Raw genomic sequence first — 20,876 nt, 5'->3', positions numbered from 1 at the left:
ATGAAGTCCCCGGGTGCGGAGAGGCTCCGCGCCTGGGGGGCAGGAGGCCGGGGAGGCGTTATCTCCTTGGCCCGGTGGCCACGTCGGTCGAGACTCGCGCGGAGGGATGCGCATCTTTCCTTCGATATCTCCCGGGCGCGCCATGGCACGAACCGACAGCGGGGCGGCCACCCACGTGGGCCGCCGTCCGAACAACGAGGACTCCTTCTGCCAGCGGCCGGAGCTGGGCCTCTTCGCGGTCGCGGATGGCTTGGGCGGGCATGAGGGCGGTGAGGTCGCCAGTCAGCTCGTGCTGAGCACGGTGGCTGATTTCCTGACCTCCCAGGTGGCCCAGCCGCAGCCTGCCTCTCCGGTACCAGACGCGCCGGACGGGGGGCCCGAGCGCCTCATCATCCAGGCAGTGAACCAGGCCCACCGGGCCGTCCGCGCACAGCAGAGCGGCAGGCTGTCCATGATGGCTTCGACGATCACCGCGCTGTTGCTGGGGGACGGAGAGGCGGTGGTGTGCAACCTCGGCGACAGCCGCACGTTCCTGGTGCGCGGCGGGGTGTTTCAGCGGCTCACGCGGGACCACACGGTGCTGGCGGAGATGGAAGAGGCGGGGCTCGATACGACCAACCCCTTCGCCGTGATGCACCGCAATTCACTGACGGGGGCCGTGGGCATGGAGGCCAGCGTCGACGCCGAGTGCAACCGCCTGCCCGTGCAGCCGGGGGACGTGCTGGTCCTCGCCAGCGATGGCCTGTACGAGCCGGTGCCTCCGGACCTGATGGTCCGCTTGTTGGCGCAGGGCGGCTCGGCCCAGGAGATGGCCGAGCGGCTCGTCGCCGAGGCCTACAACCGTGGAGGCACCGACAACATCACGGGCGTGGTGGTCCGGGTGCTCGGGAACGGCTGACCGTCAGGAGACGGAGGCGGGCAGGGCGGGCGATTCCTTCGACAACGCGAGGCTGATGATGACCGACTTGGAGGTCGGCGTGCGGCTCTTCTCCGCGAAGCTGTCGAGCGGCACCAGGACGTTGGCCTCGGGGAAGTAGGTGGCCGCGCACCGGTGCGGAATGTCATACGCCACCACCACGAACCTGTGCGCCACGCGCCGCTGGCCCTCGAAGTGGCTGGTGAGATCCACCACCTGCCCGGCCTGCACGCCCAACTCCTTCATGTCCTCGGCGTTGAGCATCACCACGCGCCGCCCGCTTCGGATGCCCCGGTAGCGGTCGTCCAGCCCGTACACCGTGGTGTTGTACTGGTCGTGAGTCCGGATCGTCATCATCAGGAGCTGCCCCGGCTCGAGCTTCAGCCGTGACATCTCGTGCACCGTGAAGTGGCCCTTGCCGCTCTGCGTGGTGAAGCGGCCCTCGCGAGGCCCGTTGGGAAGGACGAAGCCACCCGGCTCGCGGACCCGCCGGTTGAAGTCCTCGAAGCCCGGTACCACTCGCGAGATGAGGTCGCGGATCCGGTCGTAGTTCTCCACCAGCCACTCCCACCGCACCGCGACGCGCGAGCCGAGCACCGCCCGCGCCAGCCTCGCCACGATGGCGGGCTCGCAGAGCAGGTGCTCCGACGCGGGGGGAAGGGTGCCTCGCGAGGCATGCACCACGCCCATCGAGTTCTCCACCGTGACGAACTGCGGCCCCCCCACCTGCACATCGCTCTCGGTGCGGCCGAGGCACGGCAGGATGAGCGCCCGCTTCCCGGTGACGAGGTGCGCCCGGTTCAGCTTGGTGGACACGTGCACCGTGAGCCGCGTGCGGCGCAGCGCCTCGGCGGTGCGCTCCGTGTCCGGCGTCGCCGACAGGAAATTGCCTCCCATGGCGAAGAAGACCTTCACCCGGCCCTCGTGCATGGCCTGGATGGCGCCCACCGTGTCCAGTCCGTGGTGGCGCGGCGGCTCGAAGCTGAACTCTCGTGAGAGTGCGTCCAGGAACGCTGGCCGGGGCTTCTCCCAGATGCCCATGGTCCGGTCGCCCTGCACGTTGCTGTGGCCTCGTACCGGGCACACGCCCGCCCCGGGCTTGCCGATGCTCCCGCGCAAGAGCGTCAGATTGACGATCTCCTGGATGTTGCCCACCGCGTTGCGGTGCTGGGTGAGCCCCATCGCCCAGCACCAGATGATGCGGTCGGTGCCCGCAAGCCACTCCGCGGTGGTTTCAATCTGTTCGCGGGAGATGCCGCTCTGCTCCACCACGTCCGCCCAGGACACGGTGCCGAGGTTCGTCGCGTAGGCCTCGAAGTCGAGCGTCTTGCCTTCCACGAAGTCCCGGGCCACCACCGTGCCCGGGTGCTTCGCCTCGCGCTCCAGCAGCGCCTTGCCCAGCCCCTGGAGCAGCGCCACGTCGCCGTTGATGCGCACCTGGAGGAACAGGTCCGCCAGCGGCGTGCCCGAGCCGAGGACGCCGCGCAACGCCTGGGGGTGCTTGAAGCGCTGGAGGCCCGGCTCTGGCAGCGGGTTGATGCTGACGATGCGGCAGCCCTGGCGCTTCGCCGCCTCGAGCGCCGTGAGCATGCGCGGGTGGTTGGTGCCCGGGTTCTGCCCGATGACGACGATGAGCTGGGCCTTCTCGAAGTCCTCCAGCGTCACCGTGCCCTTGCCGATGCCGATGGTCTCCATCAGCGCGGTGCCGCTCGACTCGTGGCACATGTTCGAGCAGTCCGGCAGGTTGTTGGTGCCGAACTGCCGCACGAACAGTTGGTAGAGGAAGGCCGCCTCGTTGCTCGTGCGCCCCGAGGTGTAGAAGCACGCCTCGTCCGGCGAGCCGAGCGCGTTCAGCTCCTGGGCGATGAGCGTGAAGGCCTCGTCCCAGGAGAGGGTGGCGTAGTGCGTGGCGCCCTCGCGCAGCACCATGGGGTGGGTGAGCCGGCCCTGCTTGCCCAGCCAGTGATCCGTCTGCGCGGCCAGGTCCATCAGGCTCCACTGGCGGAAGAAGTCCGGCGTCACGCGCGCCGTGGTGGCCTCCTCCGCCACCGCCTTCGCGCCGTTCTCGCAGAACTCGAAGGCCGAGCGGTGCTTGGGATCTGGCCACGCGCAGCCCGGGCAGTCGAAGCCGTGCTTCTGGTTCACCTGCAACAGCGTCCGGGAGCCGCGCACTGGCCCCATCTCGCCCCAGGCGTGCTTCATCGCGGACACCACCGCCGCCACGCCCCCCGCGGACGTCGCGGGCGAGCCGATGCGCAGGGGCTCGGGCGTGGTGGGGGGCTGGGCGCTCGGGAGCGAGTCGGACCGGGCGGGAGCGTCCTTGCCCGACTCCGCCTCCGCCTGCTCCTGCCGCATTGCTTCCGCCATGACTTCCTCCTGGCCCGGGTGCGGAGGGGGCCGCGGCTGCCGGGCCGCAGGAGTCTACCTCTCGGGCGCGGGAGCGTCGTCGTTGAGGTCGTGCCGTGGGGTGGAATAGGACGGAGCGGCCTGGATGCCGCTCGCCGCCTCGCCCCCTCCAGTCCACCCGACAACGGTAGGAGACATGACGAGAACACTCTGGTTGTCACGCCTGGTCCTGGCCCTGTGCCTTGTGGTGCTTTCCTCGTGCAGTACGTCCCGAGTCGCACTCGACGAGGAGGTGCGCCCGCGGCCGGAGCCGAAGACGGTGGGGGTGAGTGAGTTGCCTGGAGGGGCGCTGAGGCTCTCCTTCGAGCCGGTGGCGCCTGATCCGGGCCTGGAGCAGTTGCGGGTGGAAGAGGCGCGGGCGTTGCTCAGGGCCTTCCTCGAGAGCATTCCGCGAGAGGAGGGGCGCCGCTTCCGGGTCGTGAGGACGTCGACGAGAGCGGAGCCCGAGGAGTGGGAGCAGCGGCTGAGGGAGGAATTTGTGGCCCGCTACGGCGAGCCCGAGGTGCCGCTGCCCGGGTCACTGGAGAAGAGCCCCGTCTTCCTGGCGCTGAAACTGTCCCCCCGCTACATGGGAGCGGGAGTCCGGGACGCGGCCCGGGAGATGTTCCGCTCGCCCGTGTTCCTGACGAGCGTGGCGTTGTCAGTGCTGGTGTATTTCTCGGCGTGGCTGTTGCCCGAGCCAATTTTCAGCAAGGCATTCGTGACGGCGTTGACGTTGAGACTGGCGCTGGTGGTGGGGGTGCTGGAGCTCAATCAGTTCGCACGGGCGTGCGCGAGGCTGTACCAGGAGGCGCGGGCGGCGAGGACGGTGGAGGAGTTGGAGGCGGTGGCGGAGCGTTTCGGCAGGGCGGTGGGAGGGGCGGGGCTGAGGGTGCTGGTGATGGTGGCCAGCATGGGAGTGGCGAAGGGGCTGCCGCAGGTGCCCAAGGGAGGGCTCGGGGCGTTGTTGGAGGGACCCCGGTTCGCGTTGCCCGGAGGGATGTCGATGGGCGGCGCGACGACGGTGCAGATGGCGGCCGACGGTAGCGTCATCGTGACAGGAGTGGCGGCGGGCGCGGCGGCTTCGGCGGTGGGCAGTGCCTGCACCGATGGCACCGAGAGCAAGGAGGGCCATCAGTGGCACCACCTCGCCACCAACAAGAATGAGCTCTCTGATCGATACGGTGGCCCGTGGACGCCATTGTTCGAGGCAATCTTCGCGAAGGCGGGGATGAGCCTGGATGCAAAGGAGAACCTCGTCTACCTCAAAGGCCACAAAGGTCCCCACCCCGAGGAGTACCATGATGAAGTTTTCAGGATACTCCGAGCGGTAGTTTCAGACTGCAAAACCGTTGCTGAATGTAGATCCAAGCTGATAGCGGCACTCAAGAGGCTGGCGGAGGAAACATGCACCCCCGGGTCGCAACTTCACCGGTTGGTGACAAAGTCTCAAGATTGATGCTGGAGCGGATGTATGCCTAAGTATTTCGAGTTGGCGGACGACAGGCGCTACCCTGGGCGCTGGCATCTGGGCAGTCCCGTGGATGTGGATGGGCAAGAGGTTGATCCCTGGCAATTCTTCAAGGGCAAGCTCCTCGAGTTGGAATGCGTTCCGCGGTTCTTGTCTGACATCCCTGGACACTCTCTAGACTATTGCTGGGCTGCCTTCGCCATTCCCGTAGTCCATGGGCGAGTCGTCCAACTCTTCGAGCGGCTGGGTGTCCAGGATGTACAATTCATTCCTGTCCAGGTCGAAGGGCATCAAGGGCCCTACTTCATCCTCAACGCGCTGCGCATCATCCGGTGTATCGATGATGCCAGGAGCAGACGGGCGGAGTATTGGGAGCCCAAGGACGAGCAACCGGAGAAGATGGGGGAGTATCGGGTGGTCTCGGGCATGCGCATCGATCCATCGAAGGTGGGCGATGCCCGTATCTTCCGCACCTGGGGGTGGACAGTGGCTCTTGTCATCTCGGAGGACATCAAGCAGGCCATGGAGGCGGAAGGCATCACCGGCACGCGCTTCATTGAAGTGTGAAGAGAGGGGTCGACGGGCCTCGGGGACCCGCTATTGAGATGACCCCCTCGCAACTTCACAAGCTCGACTGGGATCTGTGCGCCTGCTTCGAGTCCATGGTAGCCAGCATGGGCCGCGCGTCGTGCTCCGTCCCTCCTGCTTTCGCAGATGCCGGACGGTGTCGCAATGTAAAAGCAGTCTCCAGGAGGCCCTGAAGAATCTCGCGGACGAGGTATGCACTCCCGGATCACGGCTTCACCGACTGGCCACGAAGACATAGGACTCATGGAGGGTGAGGCTCATGCCCCGGTACTACAAGCTGATGGACGATAGGCGACTCCAGTCGCGGTGGCATCTGGGATGCCCTGTTGATGAGCACGGGCAGGAACTCGACCCCTGGCAATTTGAGGAGGGGCGAGTGCTGGAGTTGGGATGCGTGCCGCGATTTCCGCTCGACATTCCCGGTCTCTCGCTGGATTTCTGCTGGGCCGCCTTCAGCATCCTCGTGGTCAACGAACGCTTCATCCAGCTCTTCGAGAGGTTGGGTGTCCGAGAAGTGCAGTTCATCCCAACTCGAGTAGAGGCCCACCCGGAGCCCTACTTCATCCTCAATCCCCTACGAATCATCCGGTGCATCGACGACGCCAGATGCGAGGAGGTGCGGTACTGGAAGCCGGAGGATGGACAGCCGGAGAAGGTGGGTGAGTACCGGGTCGTCGCGGGCATGCGCATCGACCCTACGAAGGTAGGGGATGCCCGTATCTTCCGCCCCTGGGGCTGGCCGGTGGCCCTCATCGTCTCCGAGGATCTCAAGCAGGCCATGGAGCAGGAAGGCATCACCGGCACGCGCTTCATCGAAGTGTGAGGCGGGAGACGACGGGGCCTCAGCGGCCCCGCCACCTGTTCTGCCCCACGGAGCTCAGGGCGCGCAGACGCCGTTGTTGCACCACGGAGAGGCCGTGCCGTGGCAGTAAGCGACGCAGTCCGAGTCCTCGATGCAGTCCGCCCCTTCGCAGTAGGCGCCACCACCCCCTCCGCCCCCGCCTCCAGTCGGGGTGGACTCGCACACGCCTCCGTTGCAGCTCACGCTCGAGCCCGGACACGGCGGGCAATCGCTGTCGGTGAAGCAGTCCGCCATCTCGCAGATGGGCTGCGACACCTCTCCCACGACGGCCGGCTGTGTCCCAGGTGCGCCTGTCTCCGGCGCGGTGGCGGGGCCACATCCGCTCAGCAGTCCGAGCGTCACGAATACAGCGGCCAGCACGGCGGGCTTCACGTTCTTCATGGAGTGCTCCGGGAATCTGGGCGTGTCTGGACCCGCACTGCCGGGGGACCGTTTCCAGGGGTTCACTCTCAGTATCAGCGAAATCGCGCTTTCGTGACGAGTTGGATGTACCCCGGCCTCCGGGCGACATAATCTCCGAGGTCATATGGCGCGGTTGACCTCGAAGAGAGGGTCGCGCATTGCCTCGGAGATGGAATGGAACTCGAGCCGCTGCACCGATGGGACCTGTCACCGAAGCAGGCGGTGGCGCTTCAGCGCGAGCTGCGGGGGCGTCTGGTGTTGCGTCCGCCACCCGGGTTGAAGGTGGAGCGGGTGGCGGGCGCGGACATCTCCATGGGTCGTGGGGATGTCACGGCCTACGGAGGGTTCGTGGTGCTGGACGCGGGGACGCTGGCGCCAGTAGCCCAGGCGAGTGCCGCGGTATCGCTCACCTTCCCCTATGTGCCGGGTCTGCTGTCCTTCCGCGAGCTGCCGGTGCTGTCCGAGGCCTGGGCCCGTCTGGACGTCCGGCCGGACGTGCTCATCTTCGACGGGCAGGGGACCGCGCACCCCCGCCGTTTCGGCCTCGCGTGTCATGGCGGGCTGCTGTTCGGCGTGCCCTCCATCGGGTGTGCCAAGTCGCTCCTGGTGGGCAGGCACGGGCCGCTGGGCGCGGAGCGCGGCTCGGTGGTCGACATCCTCGATGAGGGGGAGGTGATCGGCCGGGCGGTGCGCACCCGCCGCAACGTATTGCCTGTCTACGTGTCACCCGGGCACCTGATGGACCTGCCCACCGCGGTCGCGCTGGTGCTGCGCATGACCTCTCGCTACCGCGAGCCCGAGACGACGCGCCATGCGCACCGCCTGGTGAACGACGTGCGCCGCTCGGCCCGGCGCGCGTAGCGCGGAGGCGCTCAGTGGAGCAGGGCCTCCGCGGACCTCTCCTCACTCAGCAGGGCGCGCACCTGCTGGTCGAGGATGGCGTTGAACTTCTCCGGCTCCTCGAAGAGCGGGGAGTGTCCCGAGTGCTCAAACCACAGGAGCGTCTTGCGCGATGCCTCCAGCTTGTCGAAGTAGCGCGCGGCGATCTCCGAGGGCGTCACGTAGTCCTCGCGCCCGAGCAGGAACCACACGGGCACCTCCAGCCGGGGCACCTCTGCTTCCAGGTCCAGGTCGGCCAGCTGGGGGTACACCCTCGGGAACGTCGCCAACGGCCCCCGGAAGAAGTTCACCTTGTCGCGCAGCGAGTACTCGGGCGCCTTGAGCAGCGCGGAGAGCATCTCGGAGGAGGCGTTCTTGCGGCCGGTGTGGTGGCTCGCGAGCGTCGCGAGGGTCAGGTACCGCCGGGTCATGTCCGGGCCGGTGTAGGGCGGCGGGCCGAGGCGCTTCAGCCGCTCGATGGCCTGGGTGTCTCCGTACCGGAGCGCCAGCTCGTACGCGCGCAGGTGGCTGAGGGTGTCGTTCTCCAGGAAGTTCACCCGCTGGCCCGTGCCGATATAGGCATGGAGCCGCTCGGGGCGGCGCTGGGCCAGCAGCACCCCGAGGATGCTTCCCCACCCATGGCCCACGAGGAACACCTTCTCCTGCGAGAAGCGGCTGGTCAGCAGCTCGAGCAGCTCGCTGGCATCCGAGACGAACTGCTCCAGCGTGAGCTCGTCCTGGCTCTTCAGGGCCGCGTAAGACCTGGCGGCGCCGCGCTGGTCCCACTGGACGACGAGGAAGTGCTCCTCCAGGGGCGCGTTGAAGCGGCGCACGAAGGCCATCTCCGAGCACCCGGGTCCGTCCGACAGGTAGAGCAGCAGCGGATTGTGGACGCTCCGCCCCCGCATCAGCAGCCACTGGTCCACGCCTCCCAGCCGGACGCGTTCCAGCGAGGCGATGCCCTCGAGCTGGGGCCGTCCCCACTCATCCTGGATGGGGGGCGTGGAGCCCCGACGGGTCAGCAGCCGGGCGCCCAGGGCCATGAGCGGCAGTCCCACTCCCGCCCCGGCGAGGATGCGTCGGGTCGAACGTTCCATGGCACTCCTCCTCGGCTCCAAAGCTAGTCACGGAGCAGACCGTCCCATCCCGCTGTTGGCTTGCACCTGGGGCAGAAGAGGGAGCGAGAGGCGAGGCCGTGGTACCTTGACGCCGATGAGCGCGACGGACCGCAAGGAGGAAGAGGCACCCGGTGCGGAAAACCCGGAGGGTGGGCTTCAGGTCACCCGCCCTCATGGAGTCCGGCGCGGGATGGAGCCCGCCTCGGTGCGCCGCTTCCGCCTCACCGTCGTCGAGGGCCCGGCACCCGGCCGCGTGTGGGAGTCCGGCGCGGATCGCTGCTCCATCGGCTCGCACCCGCTCAATGACCTGGTGCTCGAGGATGAGACGGTGTCGCGCTTCCATTGCGAGGTGCGCATCGGCAAGGACGGCGCGCGGGTGCGCGACCTCGACAGCCTCAACGGCGTCATCGTGGATGGGGTGCAGGTGGTGGAGGGCTTCCTGCGCGGAGGCAGTCTGCTGCGGCTGGGCCGAGCCACCGTGCGCTTCGACTTCAGCCCCGAGCGCAACAAGCTCTCCCTGTCCGAGACGACGCGGCTCGGGGGTCTGGTGGGCAGCTCGGTGGCCATGCGCGCCTGCTTCGCCCGCATGGAGCGCGCCGCCGGGACCGACGCCACCGTGCTGCTCGAGGGCGAGACGGGCACCGGCAAGAGTCAGGCGGCCCAGGCCATCCACCAGGCCAGTGCCCGCCGCGACAAGCCCTTTCTCATCGTCGACTGCGGTGCCATTCCCGCCAACCTCCTGGAGAGCGAGCTGTTCGGCCACGAGAAGGGCGCCTTCACCGGCGCGGCCGCCCGGCGCATCGGTGCCTTCGAGGAGGCCCAGGGCGGTACCGTCTTCCTCGATGAGATTGGCGAGATACCGCTGGAGCTCCAGGCCAAGCTGCTGCGCGTGCTCGAGGAGCGGCAGATTCGCCGCGTGGGCTCCAACACCCATGTGCCGGTGGACGTGCGCATCATCGCCGCCACCCACCGGGACTTGCGCGCCGAGGTGAACGCGGGCCGCTTCCGCTCGGACCTCTTCTTCCGGCTCGCGGTGGTGCGCATCTCCCTGCCCGCCCTGCGCGAGCGCCCCGAGGACATCCCCCTCATCGCCGAGCAGCTCCTCACCAGCGCGGGCGCGGACCCGGAGCGGCTCGAGCCGCTGCGCACCCCCGAGTTCATCTCCCGGCTGCAACAGTTCGCCTGGCCCGGCAACGTGCGCGAGCTGCGCAACTACCTCGAGCGCTGCCTCGTGTTCGAGGAGGCCATGCCCCTGAGCGAGGAGGAGGGCACCGCGTGGGATGTGCCGCCCTCGCTCTCGGCGCTGCCCTACCCGGAGGCCCGGCGGCGCGCCATCGACGAGTTCGAGCGGCGCTACCTCCAGTCGCTGTTGGAGCGGCACCAGGGCAAGGTGGCCCAGGCCGCCGCCGAGGCGCAGATGGACCGCGTCTATTTCTACCGGTTGATGCGCCGGCACAACCTCAAGCCCTGACGGGCTCGGCCAGCCCGGGCGCGAGCCCTTCGAGCACCTCGTGGGTGGCGAACACTCCCGCCCGCCCCACGCCCGCGGTCCACTTGCCCTCGCGCAGCAGCGGCCCGTCCACCACCCGCGGCTCTCCGGACAGGCCTGGCTCCACCACCGCCTCGGCCACGTGGAGCATCGCCTCGAGGTGGAGGTTCGCTCCGGCCGCCAGGCGCTCCAGCTCGGGCCACAGCATGCCGAGCGCCTCGAGCACCTCCTGCCTCCGTGCGCGAGCGGCCGGCGCATCCGGAGGCAGGGGCGTGGCGGCCAACAGGAAGTCCGCTCCTTCCACCATGAGGGCCAGCCCCCTCCGGGTGAGCCCGTCTCGCGCGGAGTCGAGTACCCGGTCGAGCGCATCGAGCGTGGCGTCGTCCGCGTCCTCACCGGCCTTGGGGCGGGCGCACAGGTAGAGTCCGAGTCCCCGTGTCCGGCCCGCGGGTGGCGCGGACGGTTCAATCGCACGCCGCAGGTCCTCCATCAGCGCCGCCGTGTCCGGGTAGCGATCCTCGGGCCGCTTGGCCAGACACCGCTTCACCACGGCGTCCAGTGCGCCCGGCACCGGGGCCATGTGGCTGGGCGCGGGCGGTGGCGCGTGCAGGTGGAGCTCCTCGAGCTCGGCCTGGCTGCTGGCGCGGAAAGGCAGCCGCCCGGTGAGCAATTGGTAGAGCAGCACCCCGAGCCCGTAGAGGTCCGTGCGCGCGTCCACCGGGCCCCGCAGAATCTGCTCGGGCGCCATCGCCACCGGTGTCCCCACCGTCACCCCGGTCGTCGTCAGCGAGATGCTGCGCTGCCCCGGGTCCAGCAGTTTGGCGATGCCGAAGTCCACCAGCGTGACGTGCGGTGCTCCGCCCTCGCCCGGGCGCACCATCACGTTCTGCGCCTTGATGTCCCGGTGCACGATGCCGAGCGCGTGCGCCGCCCCGAGCGCGGAGGCCACTGGCTCGAGCATTCGGAGGGCCTCGCGGGGAGGGAAGGGGCCTCGCGCGGCCAGCTCGGCCTCCAGGTCCCGTCCCTCCAGCCACTCCATCGCCAGCCAGGGCCGGCCATCGCGCAGCTCACCCGACTCCAACACCCGCACGAGGTTCGGGTGTGCGAGCTGCTCCAGCATCCGGCACTCCTGGTCGAAGCGGCGCAGCGCGCTCTCGGACGAGGCGTACTGCGGCCGCATCACCTTCAGCGCCACCGGCGCCCCGCTCCGCTCGTCCCTCGCCCGGTAGAGCACCGCCACCACGCCCCGGTGCCATACTTCCTCGACGCTGAACCCCCCGACACGCGCGCCCGGCGCGAGCTCCTCGCCGTAGAGGGACAGGGGACGGCTTCCGCCTGGGGGAGTGGGCTCGCGTATCATCCGGTTCTCGGGGTCCTATTTGTTGGCGGGAGGCGCGGGATAGTACTTGTGCCCGCAGGCCTGCGGGTCATGCACGACGTCACAGGGCCGGTGGAGGAACGTCGTGATGACTTCTGGATAGGTATTCCCATCTCCGCCCACGCACGACGCGTAGTGGTCGTTGTCTTTCGCCATGCTGCATTTGGCGAAATTGGCACAGTCGCCGAGCGGCTGCGCCATGCAGTTCTGGCCCATCAGGGCGCACAGCCGGTTGGTGGTGTAGGCCTCGGCGTTCGTCCACATCGGGTCATTGCATGCATACATCTTTGGATAGACGGAGCCCTGCACGTAATTGACCGACCGGTGAACGTTGCCCCCCTCGTCCACATAGATGTTGAGCTTGGGCGACACCGCGTTGGGTCCAAAGAGCGTCCCGAAGAAGGCTCCTTCGCGAGTCTTGAAGACCTCCGGTTCAGGCGCGGGATATTCGGCGGCGGAGGTGAGGGACTTGAGCTTCAGTTCTCCCCATCCCGCCCTGGGGTCATAGGGGGCCATCATGACGTTGAAGGTCCCGGTCCTGGGGCAGGAGAACCGCGCGGTGGGCGCAGGGCCCCAGGGGTCTTCCGACTCGGCCAGGGAGGAGGCCGAGTCACAGGCGCTGAGTCCCTCGCAGACCCGGAACACCATGTTCGAACCGCTCCAATCGGAGACGCCCAGCTCCACGTCCATGCCGGGCTTGCAGCTCCCCACGCTCCCCGCCGCCAGCGGATTCTGGGGCTCTCTTTGACTCAACTCGTAGCCGCAGTCGCGGGACGCGCCCGGCGCTGCGGCGTTGCAGCGCAGCAGGCTCTCGACGCGGGTCCGGGTGTAGCGCAGGACGGGGTCGGTCATGACCGTGGGCCTGGGCGTGAGGCCCGGGGCTGACGGGTGTTCGCCCCGCATCATCAATTGCACGCGATAGCCATACGCATTGACGCGCGCCAGGATGCAGGCGGACACCCACTTCTGACAGGACTCCGAGGCCTTGTCCTTGGCCCACTCGGGGCACAGGCCGATCGCTCCCTCCCAGGTATGGGCTTCACCGAGCCGGTCCTTGTAACTCAAGGTCTGGCCCTTCTCGAGCGCGCAGGACACGAGGTACTTCATGAACTCCCGGGCGTTCGGATCCTCGAGCTGGTAGCGCAACTCCACCGCGGGCGTCGTCGAGGCGTAGTACTCGTCCTTGAGCGGCACCGACACCATGACGGGGTTGGCCTGGTGGTTGGTGGAGAGCGCGTTGTAGAGGAAGGCGTCCTTCTTTCCTCCGTTGCCCCAGCGGATTTCGCTGCCGGAGTCGTCGGGTTCGGCGCGGGCCTCGCCGGTCCAGGTGAGCCCCAGCAGGGCGAGCGCCGCGAGCAGGCGGCCGAGAGAGGGTGTCGTGTTCATGTCAGGCATGGGTGTTCCTCCGCGTGCCCGGCCTTCCAGCAAATCCCAGGCCTACGGCTTTCGATGGGAGGGTACCCGCGAGCCCTTCCTCTCTTGTGGCCTCCCCGTTGTGGCCTCCCCGTTCTCCCCCGGCCGCGGTTGTAGCCTGGCCGTTCACAACCGCTCGGGGGCTGCAGCGAACCGGGTCTCCAGGGCGGCCAGGCGGGGGGCCCAGATGGGGGCTCCAGCAGCCCGCTGCCGGGCTTCGTTCCACCACGTCCGCGCCTGTTCGGGGTCGCCCGCGGCGAGGGCGGTGTCGAGGGCCTGTACGAGGAACTCCAGGGCCTCGTCATCCGAGGCCACGGGCGCGGCCTCGTCGAGGAGCACCCGCCAGGCGGTGAGCTCCTCCGGGCTGGGGGCATGTCCGGTGCGGGCCAGGAGCCGCTCGACGAGGCGCACCTGCACGCGTGTCACCGGCGCCTGGCGCTCGGGCGGGACGCGGCGCTCCACCCACGTGAGGCTCTCACGCGCCAGGGCCGAGTCACCCAGCACCGCGGCGATGCGGGCGACGAGCACCGCGTCCAGGGCCACCGGGGCCTCGCCGAAGAAGCGCTCGCCGAGCGCCTGGGCCCGCCGGGCATGGGGCAGGGCCTCCTCGTCCCGGCCACTCCAGTGCAGCACCTCGGCGAAGTTGAAGGAGGCCCACCGCTCGAGCTGCACGTGGCCCAGCTCGCGCGCCACCCGCACCGCCTGCTCCAGGTCCTCCAGCGCCCGCTCCACGGATTGCTGCCTCAACCACAGCAGCACGCGGTTGGTGTGCGCCGTGCCCACGTGCAGCAGGTCCCCCCGCTCCCGTCCCCGGGAGATGACCCGCTCGAAACACGCGGCCGCCTCGTCCACCCGTTGAAGGAAGGTGAGCGCCACGCCGAGCACCAGCCGGCCGATGGCCTCCGACTCGAAGTCTTCCAGCCGCTCGGACTCGGTGACGGCGGGGACGAGCACCTCCACCGCCTCGGGCCACCGGCCCTCGCGTGCGTGGTGCCGGCCCCGAGCCAGCGCGCACCGCAGCCGCAGCCGTGCGTCGGTGAGCCGGTCCTCCCGGAGGAAGGCCTGCTCGGCGGCGCGCTGCGAGTCCTCGGGCCGCTCCAGCCAGTCGTGCAGCGTCGCCTCCGCGAGCAGCAGGTCCACCACCGCCGCGTCGTCCCCCCGCGCATCGGCGAGCGCGCGTGCGGCGGCCAGGTCCTCGGTGGCCTCGCGGAAGCGCTGGGTGCGGCTGCGTACGCGGCCTCGTCCGCCCAGGGCCTGCTCTCGCAGCGGGTGGGCTTCTTCCGGCAGGTGCGCGAGCGCGGCACTGTAGGCCTGCTCCGCCTCTACGTCCCGGTGGGCGGCCCGGGCGCGCTCGCCCAACGAGAGGAAGGCCCGGCTCGCGAGGCCGTGCTCTCCGCAGGCGGCGGCGTGCTCGGCCAGGCGCCGCAACCGGGGGGCGGGGAGGTCCGGGGCTTCCGGTGCCGCTCCGCGCGCCAGGAGCGACTGGAGGGCGGCCCGGTGCAGGGCCCGCCGGAGGGGAGCCGAGGTGTCCGCCTTGAGTGCGTCTCGCAGCAGGCGGTGGCGGAAACCATAGCGTCCGTGGCCCAGGGCCTCGAGCACGCCCGCGCGGGTGAGGCGCTCCAGCCCCGAGCCCGCGTCGAGCGCCGCGAGCTCCCGCGCCGGCTCCTCCGCTGGCTCCAGCGCGTGCTGGGCCGCCTCCACCTCCTCCACGGACAGTGCTTCGCCCAGTACGGCGCACAGCGAGGCCAGCAGGCGCGAGGTTTGGGGCAGCGTGGAGCGCACGCGGTGCACCACGCGCTCGAAGGGGGTGGTGATGGCGTCGCGCGGCAGTTCGTCCGGGGCGAGCACCCAGGTTCCACTCCGGGCATCGGGCCTCACGGCACCTGTTTCGCGCAGGGCGCGCACCAGCTCGACGAGCGCCAGCGGGTTGCCCTGCGCCAGGGCCTCGAGGTGCGCGAGCACCGGCTCGGCGATGAACTCCACGGGCCGCAGCAACTCGCGCAGCAGCGCTCGCGCGGCGGAGGAGGACAGCGGCGGCACCGAGTGCAGGGTGGTGCGAGCGGCGCGCTCACCCAGGTGGGGCCGCAACATGCGCAGCTCCGGCGGCGTGGCGAGGCAGACCCACAGCGGCAGCGGCTCACCTCCGAGCGTGGCGCGCTCCAGTGCATCCAGACAGAGGGCGTCCGTCTGGTGCGCATCGTCGATGAGGAGTGCGACGGGCCGCTCCCGGGCCAGTGCCCTCAGCCAGGTCCCGAGTCTCACCGCCGCCTCGCCGCCGCGCGGAATGGGAGATGGGGTGACACCGAGCCCCTCGAGTGTGCGCTCGAGTTGGATGGAGAGCGGCTCCTGGGTGATGTCGGGCGCCGGGGCCCGGAGCGTCAGCACGAGCACCGGCTCCTCCGCGAGCGAGTCGGCGAGTGCGGCCAGCAGGCGCGTCTTGCCCTGGCCCGGATCGCCCTCCAGGAGGCTGAGGCACGGCACCCGTCCAGTGAGCGACTGGCGCGCGGTCGTGGACAGCGCGGCCAGGAACTCCTCGCGACCCATCAACGGAAGCGGTGTCTCCCGGGAAGCCTCGTCCGAATCAGAGGGGGGAGCGCGCTCCGCGAGCGTGAAGCGGCCAGGGCTGGAGGTGAGCACCTCCTGGGACGAGAGGAGCGCGGCGGCCTCGGCCGTCAGGTGCACGGCCGGTTCCGAGCCAGTCTCCCACCAGGACTCGGGTCTCTCGAGCGCCGCACCGACGAGCCGGGTCCCCGAGCGGCCGGGGCGTACCCGCAGCTCGGCGACATGCAACATCGTGCCGTGGACGAGCCCCGCGCCCAGCAGGCCACGCGCGGCACGCACCGCGGCGCGCAGGCCTACCGTGGGAGAGGGGTGCTCGTGGAAGGTGACGATGCAGTCTTCTCCCTGGAGTCGGCCCAGGGCACCGCCCTCGGGGGAGACTCGCTCGAGCACTTCGCGGGCCGTGGTGCGCAGCCTCACGGCGAGAAGCGCGACGCGGCGGATGCTGGAGACGGAGGGCCCGGCGGATGGGGAGGGCACGGGCTCCACCGGTCCGGGCCCGATGCGAGGCGATTCACCCCTCGCGAGCACCTCCTCGACCTCGCGAAGGGCGCGGACCAGAGCGGCTCCGTCCTCGAAGCGGGCCTGGGGCTCCTTGGCGAGACAGCGGAGCACGAGAGCCTCCACGTCTGGAGGCAGGGGCGTGAGCGAGGAGGGGCGCGGAGGCCGCAGGGTGAGGTGCCCTCGGACCACGTCCGTGGCCTCTCCGATGAAGGGAGGGCGGCCTGTGAGCAACTCGAAGAGGATGACCCCGAGCGCGTAGACATCCGCGCGAGCATCCGCGTGGCGTGCGTCCTGGCACTGCTCGGGTGCCATGTAATGCACGGTGCCGAGCTTCTGCCCGGCCCGGGTCAGGCTCAGCGCGCCCGCTTCCTCATGGACCCGGGCGAGACCGAAGTCCAGGAGGGCCACCGTGCCACCGGTGCGCAGGAAGATGTTCTCCGGCTTGAGGTCCCGGTGGACGAGCCCCGCGGCATGGACGCGGCCGAGCACTTCGCCCACCTGCCGCGCCCACCCGAGCGCCTCTTCCTGGCGCGCGGCTCCATTCCCGGGCTGACGCGCCATCCACTCGGCCAGCGTCTCTCCCTCCAGCCGCTCCATGGCGAGGAAGGGGCGCTCCTCCACCTCACCCGCGTCGATGAACGCGGGGGCGTCCGGTGCGCCCAGACGCTGGAGGGCCTCGGCCTCGCGCAGGAATCGCTCCCGGGTGCCGGGGCCTCCGAGCTTGAGCGCCACCGTGCGGCCATCCACCTCGCGGCGGGCGGCATATACCTGTCCCGCCCCCCCCGCTCCGAGCAGGGCTCCGAGTGTGTAGCCCGCGGGGGCTCGCGGGGGTGCTCCGCTCGGGACCAGCGAGTCGGAGGGCTCTGGTGCGCACGGTCCATCCAGGGGACAGGCCGCGCCCGGGCCGAGCCGGCGGTGACAGGTGGGGCAGCGCATGGGTTTCAGGAAGGCGCGCTGAGGACGAGCAGGGCGACGAGGCTCACGAAGCTCTCTCCCGCGATGAGCCCCGAGGCCAGGGGCACGGTGATGGCCTCGGAGAACGCCGGCTTCGCGCGGGCCAGGAGCGCCGCGGCCGCCGAGCCCAGGAAGATGGACAGCGACATGGACGCCGGCAGCGCGAAGGCGAGCCCCAGGGCGATGGGCGAGGGGATGAAGCGCCGCGTGGGCTCGGGGGCGAAACGCTCGAGGAGCACGAGCACCACGCCGAGGAGTGCGCCCACCCCGATGCCCCAGCGCGCCGGCTCCGACAGGCTCCCCAGGCCCGCGGAGAGCACGCGTGCCACTCCGGCCACGAAGAATCCCGCGGGCGCGGGGAAGCGGTCCTCGGAGATGGCCGAGCTGTCCGGCACCAGCAGGTAGAAGACGGGGACGATGAGGGCCGAGCCGACGACGCAGCCCCAGAGCTGCGCCAGGAAGGTCTGCCGGGGCTGAACGCCGAGCAGGTAACCCGCCTTCACATCGGTGAGGAGGTCCGCGCTGGCGGAGGCGACGTTGCCGGAGAGGCCCGCGGCGAGGGTGTTGGCCAGGGTGTTGCCTGGCATGAGGATGCCGAAGGCGAGCTGCGCCACCTGTCCCAGGGGTCCCGTGGGCGTCATGTCCGTCTCACCCGTGGCCCGGCAGGCCACCGCCGCGAGCGCGAAGGAGAGCAGCACACCCAGCAGCCCGAGCGGGAACGGAACGCCGAAGGCCACCGCGCCCACCGTCACGAGCCCCAGGGAGAGCAGCGCCGTCCCGGCGAGGAACCACGAGCGGGGTACATCCGCGGCATCGGGCACCTCGTCTGGAGCCTTGCTCGCGCCGAACAGCGCGCTGAACGTGCGGCGCAGCAGCCCGCGCTGGAGAAGGAGGTGGGTGAAGGAGGCGCTCGTCACCAGCGCCGCACCGGGCCACATGCTCCACTCGAGGATGCCGAAGAATCCCGTCTGAGCAAGCAGCCCGTGTTGGTGCATCCAGGGCGCGAGCCCGCCGAAGCACACGAGCGCGCCGAGCAGCATCGAGGCCCCGACACGCAATCCCACGAGCGCCCCGGTGCCCAGCGGCATCAGCGTCAGGTCCAGGGAGAAGGACAGGCTCGCCATGGGCACGCCGAGCAGGGCCCCGGGCAGGGCGAGCGTGGCGGGGAGCCACTGGAGCCCGTCGCGAGCGAACGCCAGCAGCCCCGCCCCGAGCGCACCCACACCGAGAGCCCGAGCCCCGCGCCGGCCCGCCTCGTCTCCAGCGTGGAACGAGCGCGCCACCGAGGCCGCGGCCATCCCCGAGGGAAAGGGCAGGGGCTCGCGGCGGATGAAGGCGCGCTGCATGGGCAGGGCGAGCACGACGCCGAGCGCCGAGCCGAGCAGCGTCCACAGCAGCAGGGCCCAGGCAGGGGGGTGGTGGCCGGCGAGCAGCAGGTAGCCCACGCTGGCGGTGACGATCGTCCCCCCGGTGGAGTAGCCGGCCGAGGAGGCGGCCGACTGCATGGCGCTCGTCTCCTGGAGGCTGAGCGCGGGCCCGAAGCGCGAGGGACTCAGCCGCAGGAGGGCCCGCTGCGCGCCGAGCCCGACGACACAGGCGATGAGGGCGGCGGGGAATGCGAGGCCCGTCTTCAACCCCACGTAGAGGTTGGACAGACACATGAGCGCGCCGATGAGGCTGCCGAGCCCGAGCGCGCGCCAGGTGAGTGCCGGAGGGGGGACACCGGCTCGTGGCGTGTTCGTCTCGGAGGTGACTGGTGTCGCCTCGGCTTCGTCTCTCGCAGCGCCCACCCGCATGGCGCCAGGATACCCCGGGACGGGCGGGTGTTTCGACGTGACCCCTATGCGCCAGGTCGTACGGGGCGCAACGTCTCGAGCTCGGCGAGCACCGCCTTCAGCTCGGGCGTCTCGAGCGCCTTGTGCACGGAGGCGAAGAACTGCGAGAGGTCCCCCGCGCCCTGGTGCTCGTAGACGGTGGCTTGCAGGCCCATCTCCAACCGGTCCACCTGGCGCACGAGCCGGGCCTCGAAGGAGGTGCCGTGCTCATACTCCTCCCACAGCGCGAGGTACTCGGCGCCACGGGGCAACTTGGCGAGGATGCGCTCCACGGCCTCGCGCTCGCGTTGGAGCTTCTCCTCGCGGCTCACCTTGTCATGAGGGGTGATGTCTCCGGCATAGGCCTCGCCGAGGTCGTGCAGCAGCGCGATTCGCACCACCTTGGTGACATCCGCCTCGGGGAAGTAGCTGTCGGCGAGGAACATGCACAGCAGCGCCACGCCGAACGAGTGCTCGGCGACGCTCTCACACCGCTCGCGCGAGAGGCCGACGCGCAACCATCCCTGCCGGAAGAGCTGCTTGAGGTGGTTGAGCTCGAAGTATGCCTCGATGAGCGGGAGGGTGCGCCGACCCTGGAGGAGGGAGATGGGAGCAGCGGCCTTGGTCTGCATGGGCCACCATCGTACCGCGCCAACTGGAGAAGCGGCTCCAGCTGTCATCCCGCATCTGCTCCGGAGGAACCCCCATCCGGGACAGCGGATCCGCCGTCCTTGGCTGGAAGTAGAGCGGGCGGGAACAGTGGGAGTGTGGGAGCAGTTCCCCCGTCCCGCCGTGAGTTCCACATGGCTTCGAATTCAGAGGAGACGCCGGGCTCGGCTTTGATCCGTCGGCGTCCGGCATCGGGCGTTTCCGGCTCGATGGGGCCCGAGGGCGTGCCCTCCACAAGGCGTCGGAGAATGCGGCCGTCTGCACTGATGGCGTACATCATGCCCTCGCCCAGCCCTGGTGGGTATTGGTAGCCGCAATATGCGTAGTTCCAGTTGATCAAGACAAAGATGATGCTTCCCTGGCGGATGACCCGGTAGACGTACGCTTCCTTCCTGCTCGGACAAGGCAGGTCCCTGTCGTCTGAGGGAAGATAATCATTGGAGGCAATGACAAGGGCCCGGAGCATCTCGCCGTCCAGTTCGTACGGCTCACCTTTCGCACCGACCTTGACAGCAACATGTTCGAAGAATTCTGGAAAGGCAATGGACTCGTCGTCTTCTGACGGTGTCTGGAAAGGGAGTCTGCTTCCCAGGTACCCGCATCCCAGGAGCGAGACGGCGAGCACGAGAGAAACCCTTTGTATCTTCATGTGGTGTCCTCGAAAGAGTTTGGTAGGAAGGTGCTATTCTCTGATGATGGCGGGCTCGTTGTCACTGGTCCATCTGACCGTGCCAATCTTCTCTTTCTCCCATTCGCCCGCCGTGTTTGTCCACTTCAGCAGCTCACTGGTTGCTGGAATGTATTGGTAGAAGCCATCGCAGGTGGGGGTCTGGCTGTCTTTCGAATTGGAGAAGAACGCGACAACAGAGAGAGGGATTGTTCTACCTCACGCATCTGCAGTCAGTGCATGTGCATTCGCCATGGCAATGGCGAAATTGACGTCCGGTTTGGAGATCTCGCTCGAGAAAGGATGGTTGTGGAGGAGGATGATGTATTTGATGCTGCTCGGCGCGTATCGAGGGTCGTCCACATTCGGAGGAAGCAGGCAGGTTGCTTCTCCTTGCAGAGCGCTCCCTGGTGCTGGCACGTCCGTCAGCATGCTCAGCTCGTACTTGTGCTCTGGGGTGTAGTAGAGCCAGGCGCAGTATTCGGTGGCGACTCGCACGGCCAGCTCGGGGTCTCTCTCCTGGAGGTGGCCGACGGTCGCGTTCGGCTTCGAGAGGATCAGCGGGCAGGCCGCCTTCAGTGCGTCCGAGGGGTTATCGAACGAGCCAAAGCTCTTCAGAGGCCCCGGGATGTACTCCGCCCTATCGTTGGACGTGGGCCGCCAGACCCGGGGATCGATGGGCTTGGGCGATGAGCACGCAAGGCCGACCAGGAGCGGAACCAGGGGTAGAAGTCGCTGCTTCATGGGGCCCAGTCTATGTGCTGCCTCGCGCTCATGGAGCCCTATTACCTGGGCCCCGGCACCAGCA

16 protein-coding genes are annotated in these 20,876 nt (G+C 69.3%); 6 read left to right on the top strand and 10 right to left on the bottom strand.

All coding sequences use genetic code 11. The features are described 5' to 3' along the window. Positions 1–142: 142 nt before the first annotated feature. Positions 143–898 carry a PP2C family serine/threonine-protein phosphatase gene (locus tag DAT35_RS05755; RefSeq protein ID WP_158501567.1) on the top strand — a complete coding sequence of 252 codons (756 nt, stop codon included), beginning with the start codon at positions 143–145 and terminating at the stop codon, positions 896–898. Positions 899–901: 3 nt separating this feature from the next. On the opposite strand, the gene DAT35_RS05750 is transcribed toward DAT35_RS05755, so the two are convergent. After that, positions 902–3,283, bottom strand: coding sequence for an FdhF/YdeP family oxidoreductase (locus tag DAT35_RS05750; protein WP_108065883.1), 2,382 nt, complete (start codon positions 3,281–3,283; stop codon positions 902–904). 175 nt (positions 3,284–3,458) lie between these two features. Here DAT35_RS05750 and DAT35_RS05745 point away from each other — a divergent pair, with 175 nt between their 5' ends. The 3 genes from DAT35_RS05745 to DAT35_RS05735 all read left to right on the top strand — a co-directional run bounded on the left by DAT35_RS05745 (position 3,459) and on the right by DAT35_RS05735 (position 6,183). After that, positions 3,459–4,760, top strand: a complete 1,302-nt coding sequence (locus DAT35_RS05745; protein WP_108065882.1) for an AHH domain-containing protein — start codon at positions 3,459–3,461, stop codon at positions 4,758–4,760. A 15-nt stretch (positions 4,761–4,775) separates the two neighbouring features. Next, complete coding sequence (locus DAT35_RS05740) at positions 4,776–5,339, top strand: imm11 family protein (RefSeq protein WP_199242819.1); 564 nt, start codon at positions 4,776–4,778, stop codon at positions 5,337–5,339. A 415-nt stretch (positions 5,340–5,754) separates the two neighbouring features. Beyond that, positions 5,755–6,183 (top strand): imm11 family protein, encoded by a 429-nt coding sequence (locus DAT35_RS05735; protein WP_369945125.1) that lies wholly within the window; start codon positions 5,755–5,757, stop codon positions 6,181–6,183. Between the two features lie 54 nt (positions 6,184–6,237). Here the strand turns inward: DAT35_RS05735 and DAT35_RS05730 are convergent, their stop codons facing one another. After that, positions 6,238–6,603, bottom strand: coding sequence for a hypothetical protein (locus DAT35_RS05730; protein WP_108065881.1), 366 nt, complete (start codon positions 6,601–6,603; stop codon positions 6,238–6,240). Positions 6,604–6,798: 195 nt separating this feature from the next. Between DAT35_RS05730 and DAT35_RS05725 the strand changes: the two genes are divergently transcribed. After that, a complete protein-coding gene (locus DAT35_RS05725; RefSeq protein ID WP_108065880.1) occupies positions 6,799–7,485 on the top strand; it encodes an endonuclease V in 687 nt (228 codons plus the stop codon). Positions 7,486–7,496: 11 nt separating this feature from the next. On the opposite strand, the gene DAT35_RS05720 is transcribed toward DAT35_RS05725, so the two are convergent. Continuing rightward, positions 7,497–8,600 (bottom strand): alpha/beta fold hydrolase, encoded by a 1,104-nt coding sequence (locus DAT35_RS05720; RefSeq protein WP_108065879.1) that lies wholly within the window; start codon positions 8,598–8,600, stop codon positions 7,497–7,499. 115 nt (positions 8,601–8,715) lie between these two features. Between DAT35_RS05720 and DAT35_RS05715 the strand changes: the two genes are divergently transcribed. Further along, positions 8,716–10,092 carry a sigma 54-interacting transcriptional regulator gene (locus tag DAT35_RS05715; RefSeq protein WP_108065878.1) on the top strand — a complete coding sequence of 459 codons (1,377 nt, stop codon included), beginning with the start codon at positions 8,716–8,718 and terminating at the stop codon, positions 10,090–10,092. Here the strand turns inward: DAT35_RS05715 and DAT35_RS05710 are convergent. The 7 genes from DAT35_RS05710 to DAT35_RS59815 all read right to left on the bottom strand — a co-directional run bounded on the left by DAT35_RS05710 (position 10,082) and on the right by DAT35_RS59815 (position 20,812). Further along, positions 10,082–11,470 (bottom strand): serine/threonine-protein kinase, encoded by a 1,389-nt coding sequence (locus DAT35_RS05710; protein WP_108065877.1) that lies wholly within the window; start codon positions 11,468–11,470, stop codon positions 10,082–10,084. The two genes, DAT35_RS05715 and DAT35_RS05710, sit on opposite strands and share 11 nt — an antisense overlap. A gap of 15 nt (positions 11,471–11,485) precedes the next feature. Further along, positions 11,486–12,883 carry a hypothetical protein gene (locus DAT35_RS05705; protein ID WP_146209582.1) on the bottom strand — a complete coding sequence of 466 codons (1,398 nt, stop codon included), beginning with the start codon at positions 12,881–12,883 and terminating at the stop codon, positions 11,486–11,488. A gap of 144 nt (positions 12,884–13,027) precedes the next feature. After that, the gene (locus tag DAT35_RS05700; protein WP_108065875.1) at positions 13,028–16,900 is read right to left on the bottom strand and encodes a serine/threonine-protein kinase; all 3,873 of its coding nucleotides are present in this window, start codon (positions 16,898–16,900) and stop codon (positions 13,028–13,030) included. Between the two features lie 5 nt (positions 16,901–16,905). Continuing rightward, positions 16,906–18,708, bottom strand: a complete 1,803-nt coding sequence (locus DAT35_RS05695; RefSeq protein WP_158501566.1) for an OPT family oligopeptide transporter — start codon at positions 18,706–18,708, stop codon at positions 16,906–16,908. A gap of 50 nt (positions 18,709–18,758) precedes the next feature. After that, positions 18,759–19,364 (bottom strand): HD family hydrolase, encoded by a 606-nt coding sequence (locus DAT35_RS05690; protein WP_108065873.1) that lies wholly within the window; start codon positions 19,362–19,364, stop codon positions 18,759–18,761. A gap of 44 nt (positions 19,365–19,408) precedes the next feature. Continuing rightward, complete coding sequence (locus DAT35_RS05685; protein ID WP_108065872.1) at positions 19,409–20,050, bottom strand: hypothetical protein; 642 nt, start codon at positions 20,048–20,050, stop codon at positions 19,409–19,411. A gap of 237 nt (positions 20,051–20,287) precedes the next feature. After that, positions 20,288–20,812, bottom strand: a complete 525-nt coding sequence (locus tag DAT35_RS59815) for a hypothetical protein (protein WP_108065871.1) — start codon at positions 20,810–20,812, stop codon at positions 20,288–20,290. Positions 20,813–20,876 lie beyond the last annotated feature (64 nt).

Origin of the sequence: Vitiosangium sp. GDMCC 1.1324, assembly GCF_003044305.1 — a bacterium.
GTDB lineage: Bacteria > Myxococcota > Myxococcia > Myxococcales > Myxococcaceae > Archangium.
The sequence above is the reverse complement of the archived record's forward strand: the minus strand, read 5'-3'. Positions and strand labels throughout refer to the sequence as shown.

Bases quoted from the DNA above. Each gene is read 5' to 3' on its own strand.
- DAT35_RS05755 (WP_158501567.1), top strand. From the start codon at position 143: ATGGCACGAACCGACAGCGGGGCGGCCACCCACGTGGGCCGCCGTCCG.
- DAT35_RS05750 (WP_108065883.1), bottom strand. From the start codon at position 3,283: ATGGCGGAAGCAATGCGGCAGGAGCAGGCGGAGGCGGAGTCGGGCAAG.
- DAT35_RS05745 (WP_108065882.1), top strand. From the start codon at position 3,459: ATGACGAGAACACTCTGGTTGTCACGCCTGGTCCTGGCCCTGTGCCTT.
- DAT35_RS05740 (WP_199242819.1), top strand. From the start codon at position 4,776: ATGCCTAAGTATTTCGAGTTGGCGGACGACAGGCGCTACCCTGGGCGC.
- DAT35_RS05730 (WP_108065881.1), bottom strand. From the start codon at position 6,603: ATGAAGAACGTGAAGCCCGCCGTGCTGGCCGCTGTATTCGTGACGCTC.
- DAT35_RS05725 (WP_108065880.1), top strand. From the start codon at position 6,799: ATGGAACTCGAGCCGCTGCACCGATGGGACCTGTCACCGAAGCAGGCG.
- DAT35_RS05720 (WP_108065879.1), bottom strand. From the start codon at position 8,600: ATGGAACGTTCGACCCGACGCATCCTCGCCGGGGCGGGAGTGGGACTG.
- DAT35_RS05715 (WP_108065878.1), top strand. From the start codon at position 8,716: ATGAGCGCGACGGACCGCAAGGAGGAAGAGGCACCCGGTGCGGAAAAC.
- DAT35_RS05710 (WP_108065877.1), bottom strand. From the start codon at position 11,470: ATGATACGCGAGCCCACTCCCCCAGGCGGAAGCCGTCCCCTGTCCCTC.
- DAT35_RS05705 (WP_146209582.1), bottom strand. From the start codon at position 12,883: ATGCCTGACATGAACACGACACCCTCTCTCGGCCGCCTGCTCGCGGCG.
- DAT35_RS05700 (WP_108065875.1), bottom strand. From the start codon at position 16,900: ATGCGCTGCCCCACCTGTCACCGCCGGCTCGGCCCGGGCGCGGCCTGT.
- DAT35_RS05690 (WP_108065873.1), bottom strand. From the start codon at position 19,364: ATGCAGACCAAGGCCGCTGCTCCCATCTCCCTCCTCCAGGGTCGGCGC.
- DAT35_RS05685 (WP_108065872.1), bottom strand. From the start codon at position 20,050: ATGAAGATACAAAGGGTTTCTCTCGTGCTCGCCGTCTCGCTCCTGGGA.
- DAT35_RS59815 (WP_108065871.1), bottom strand. From the start codon at position 20,812: ATGAAGCAGCGACTTCTACCCCTGGTTCCGCTCCTGGTCGGCCTTGCG.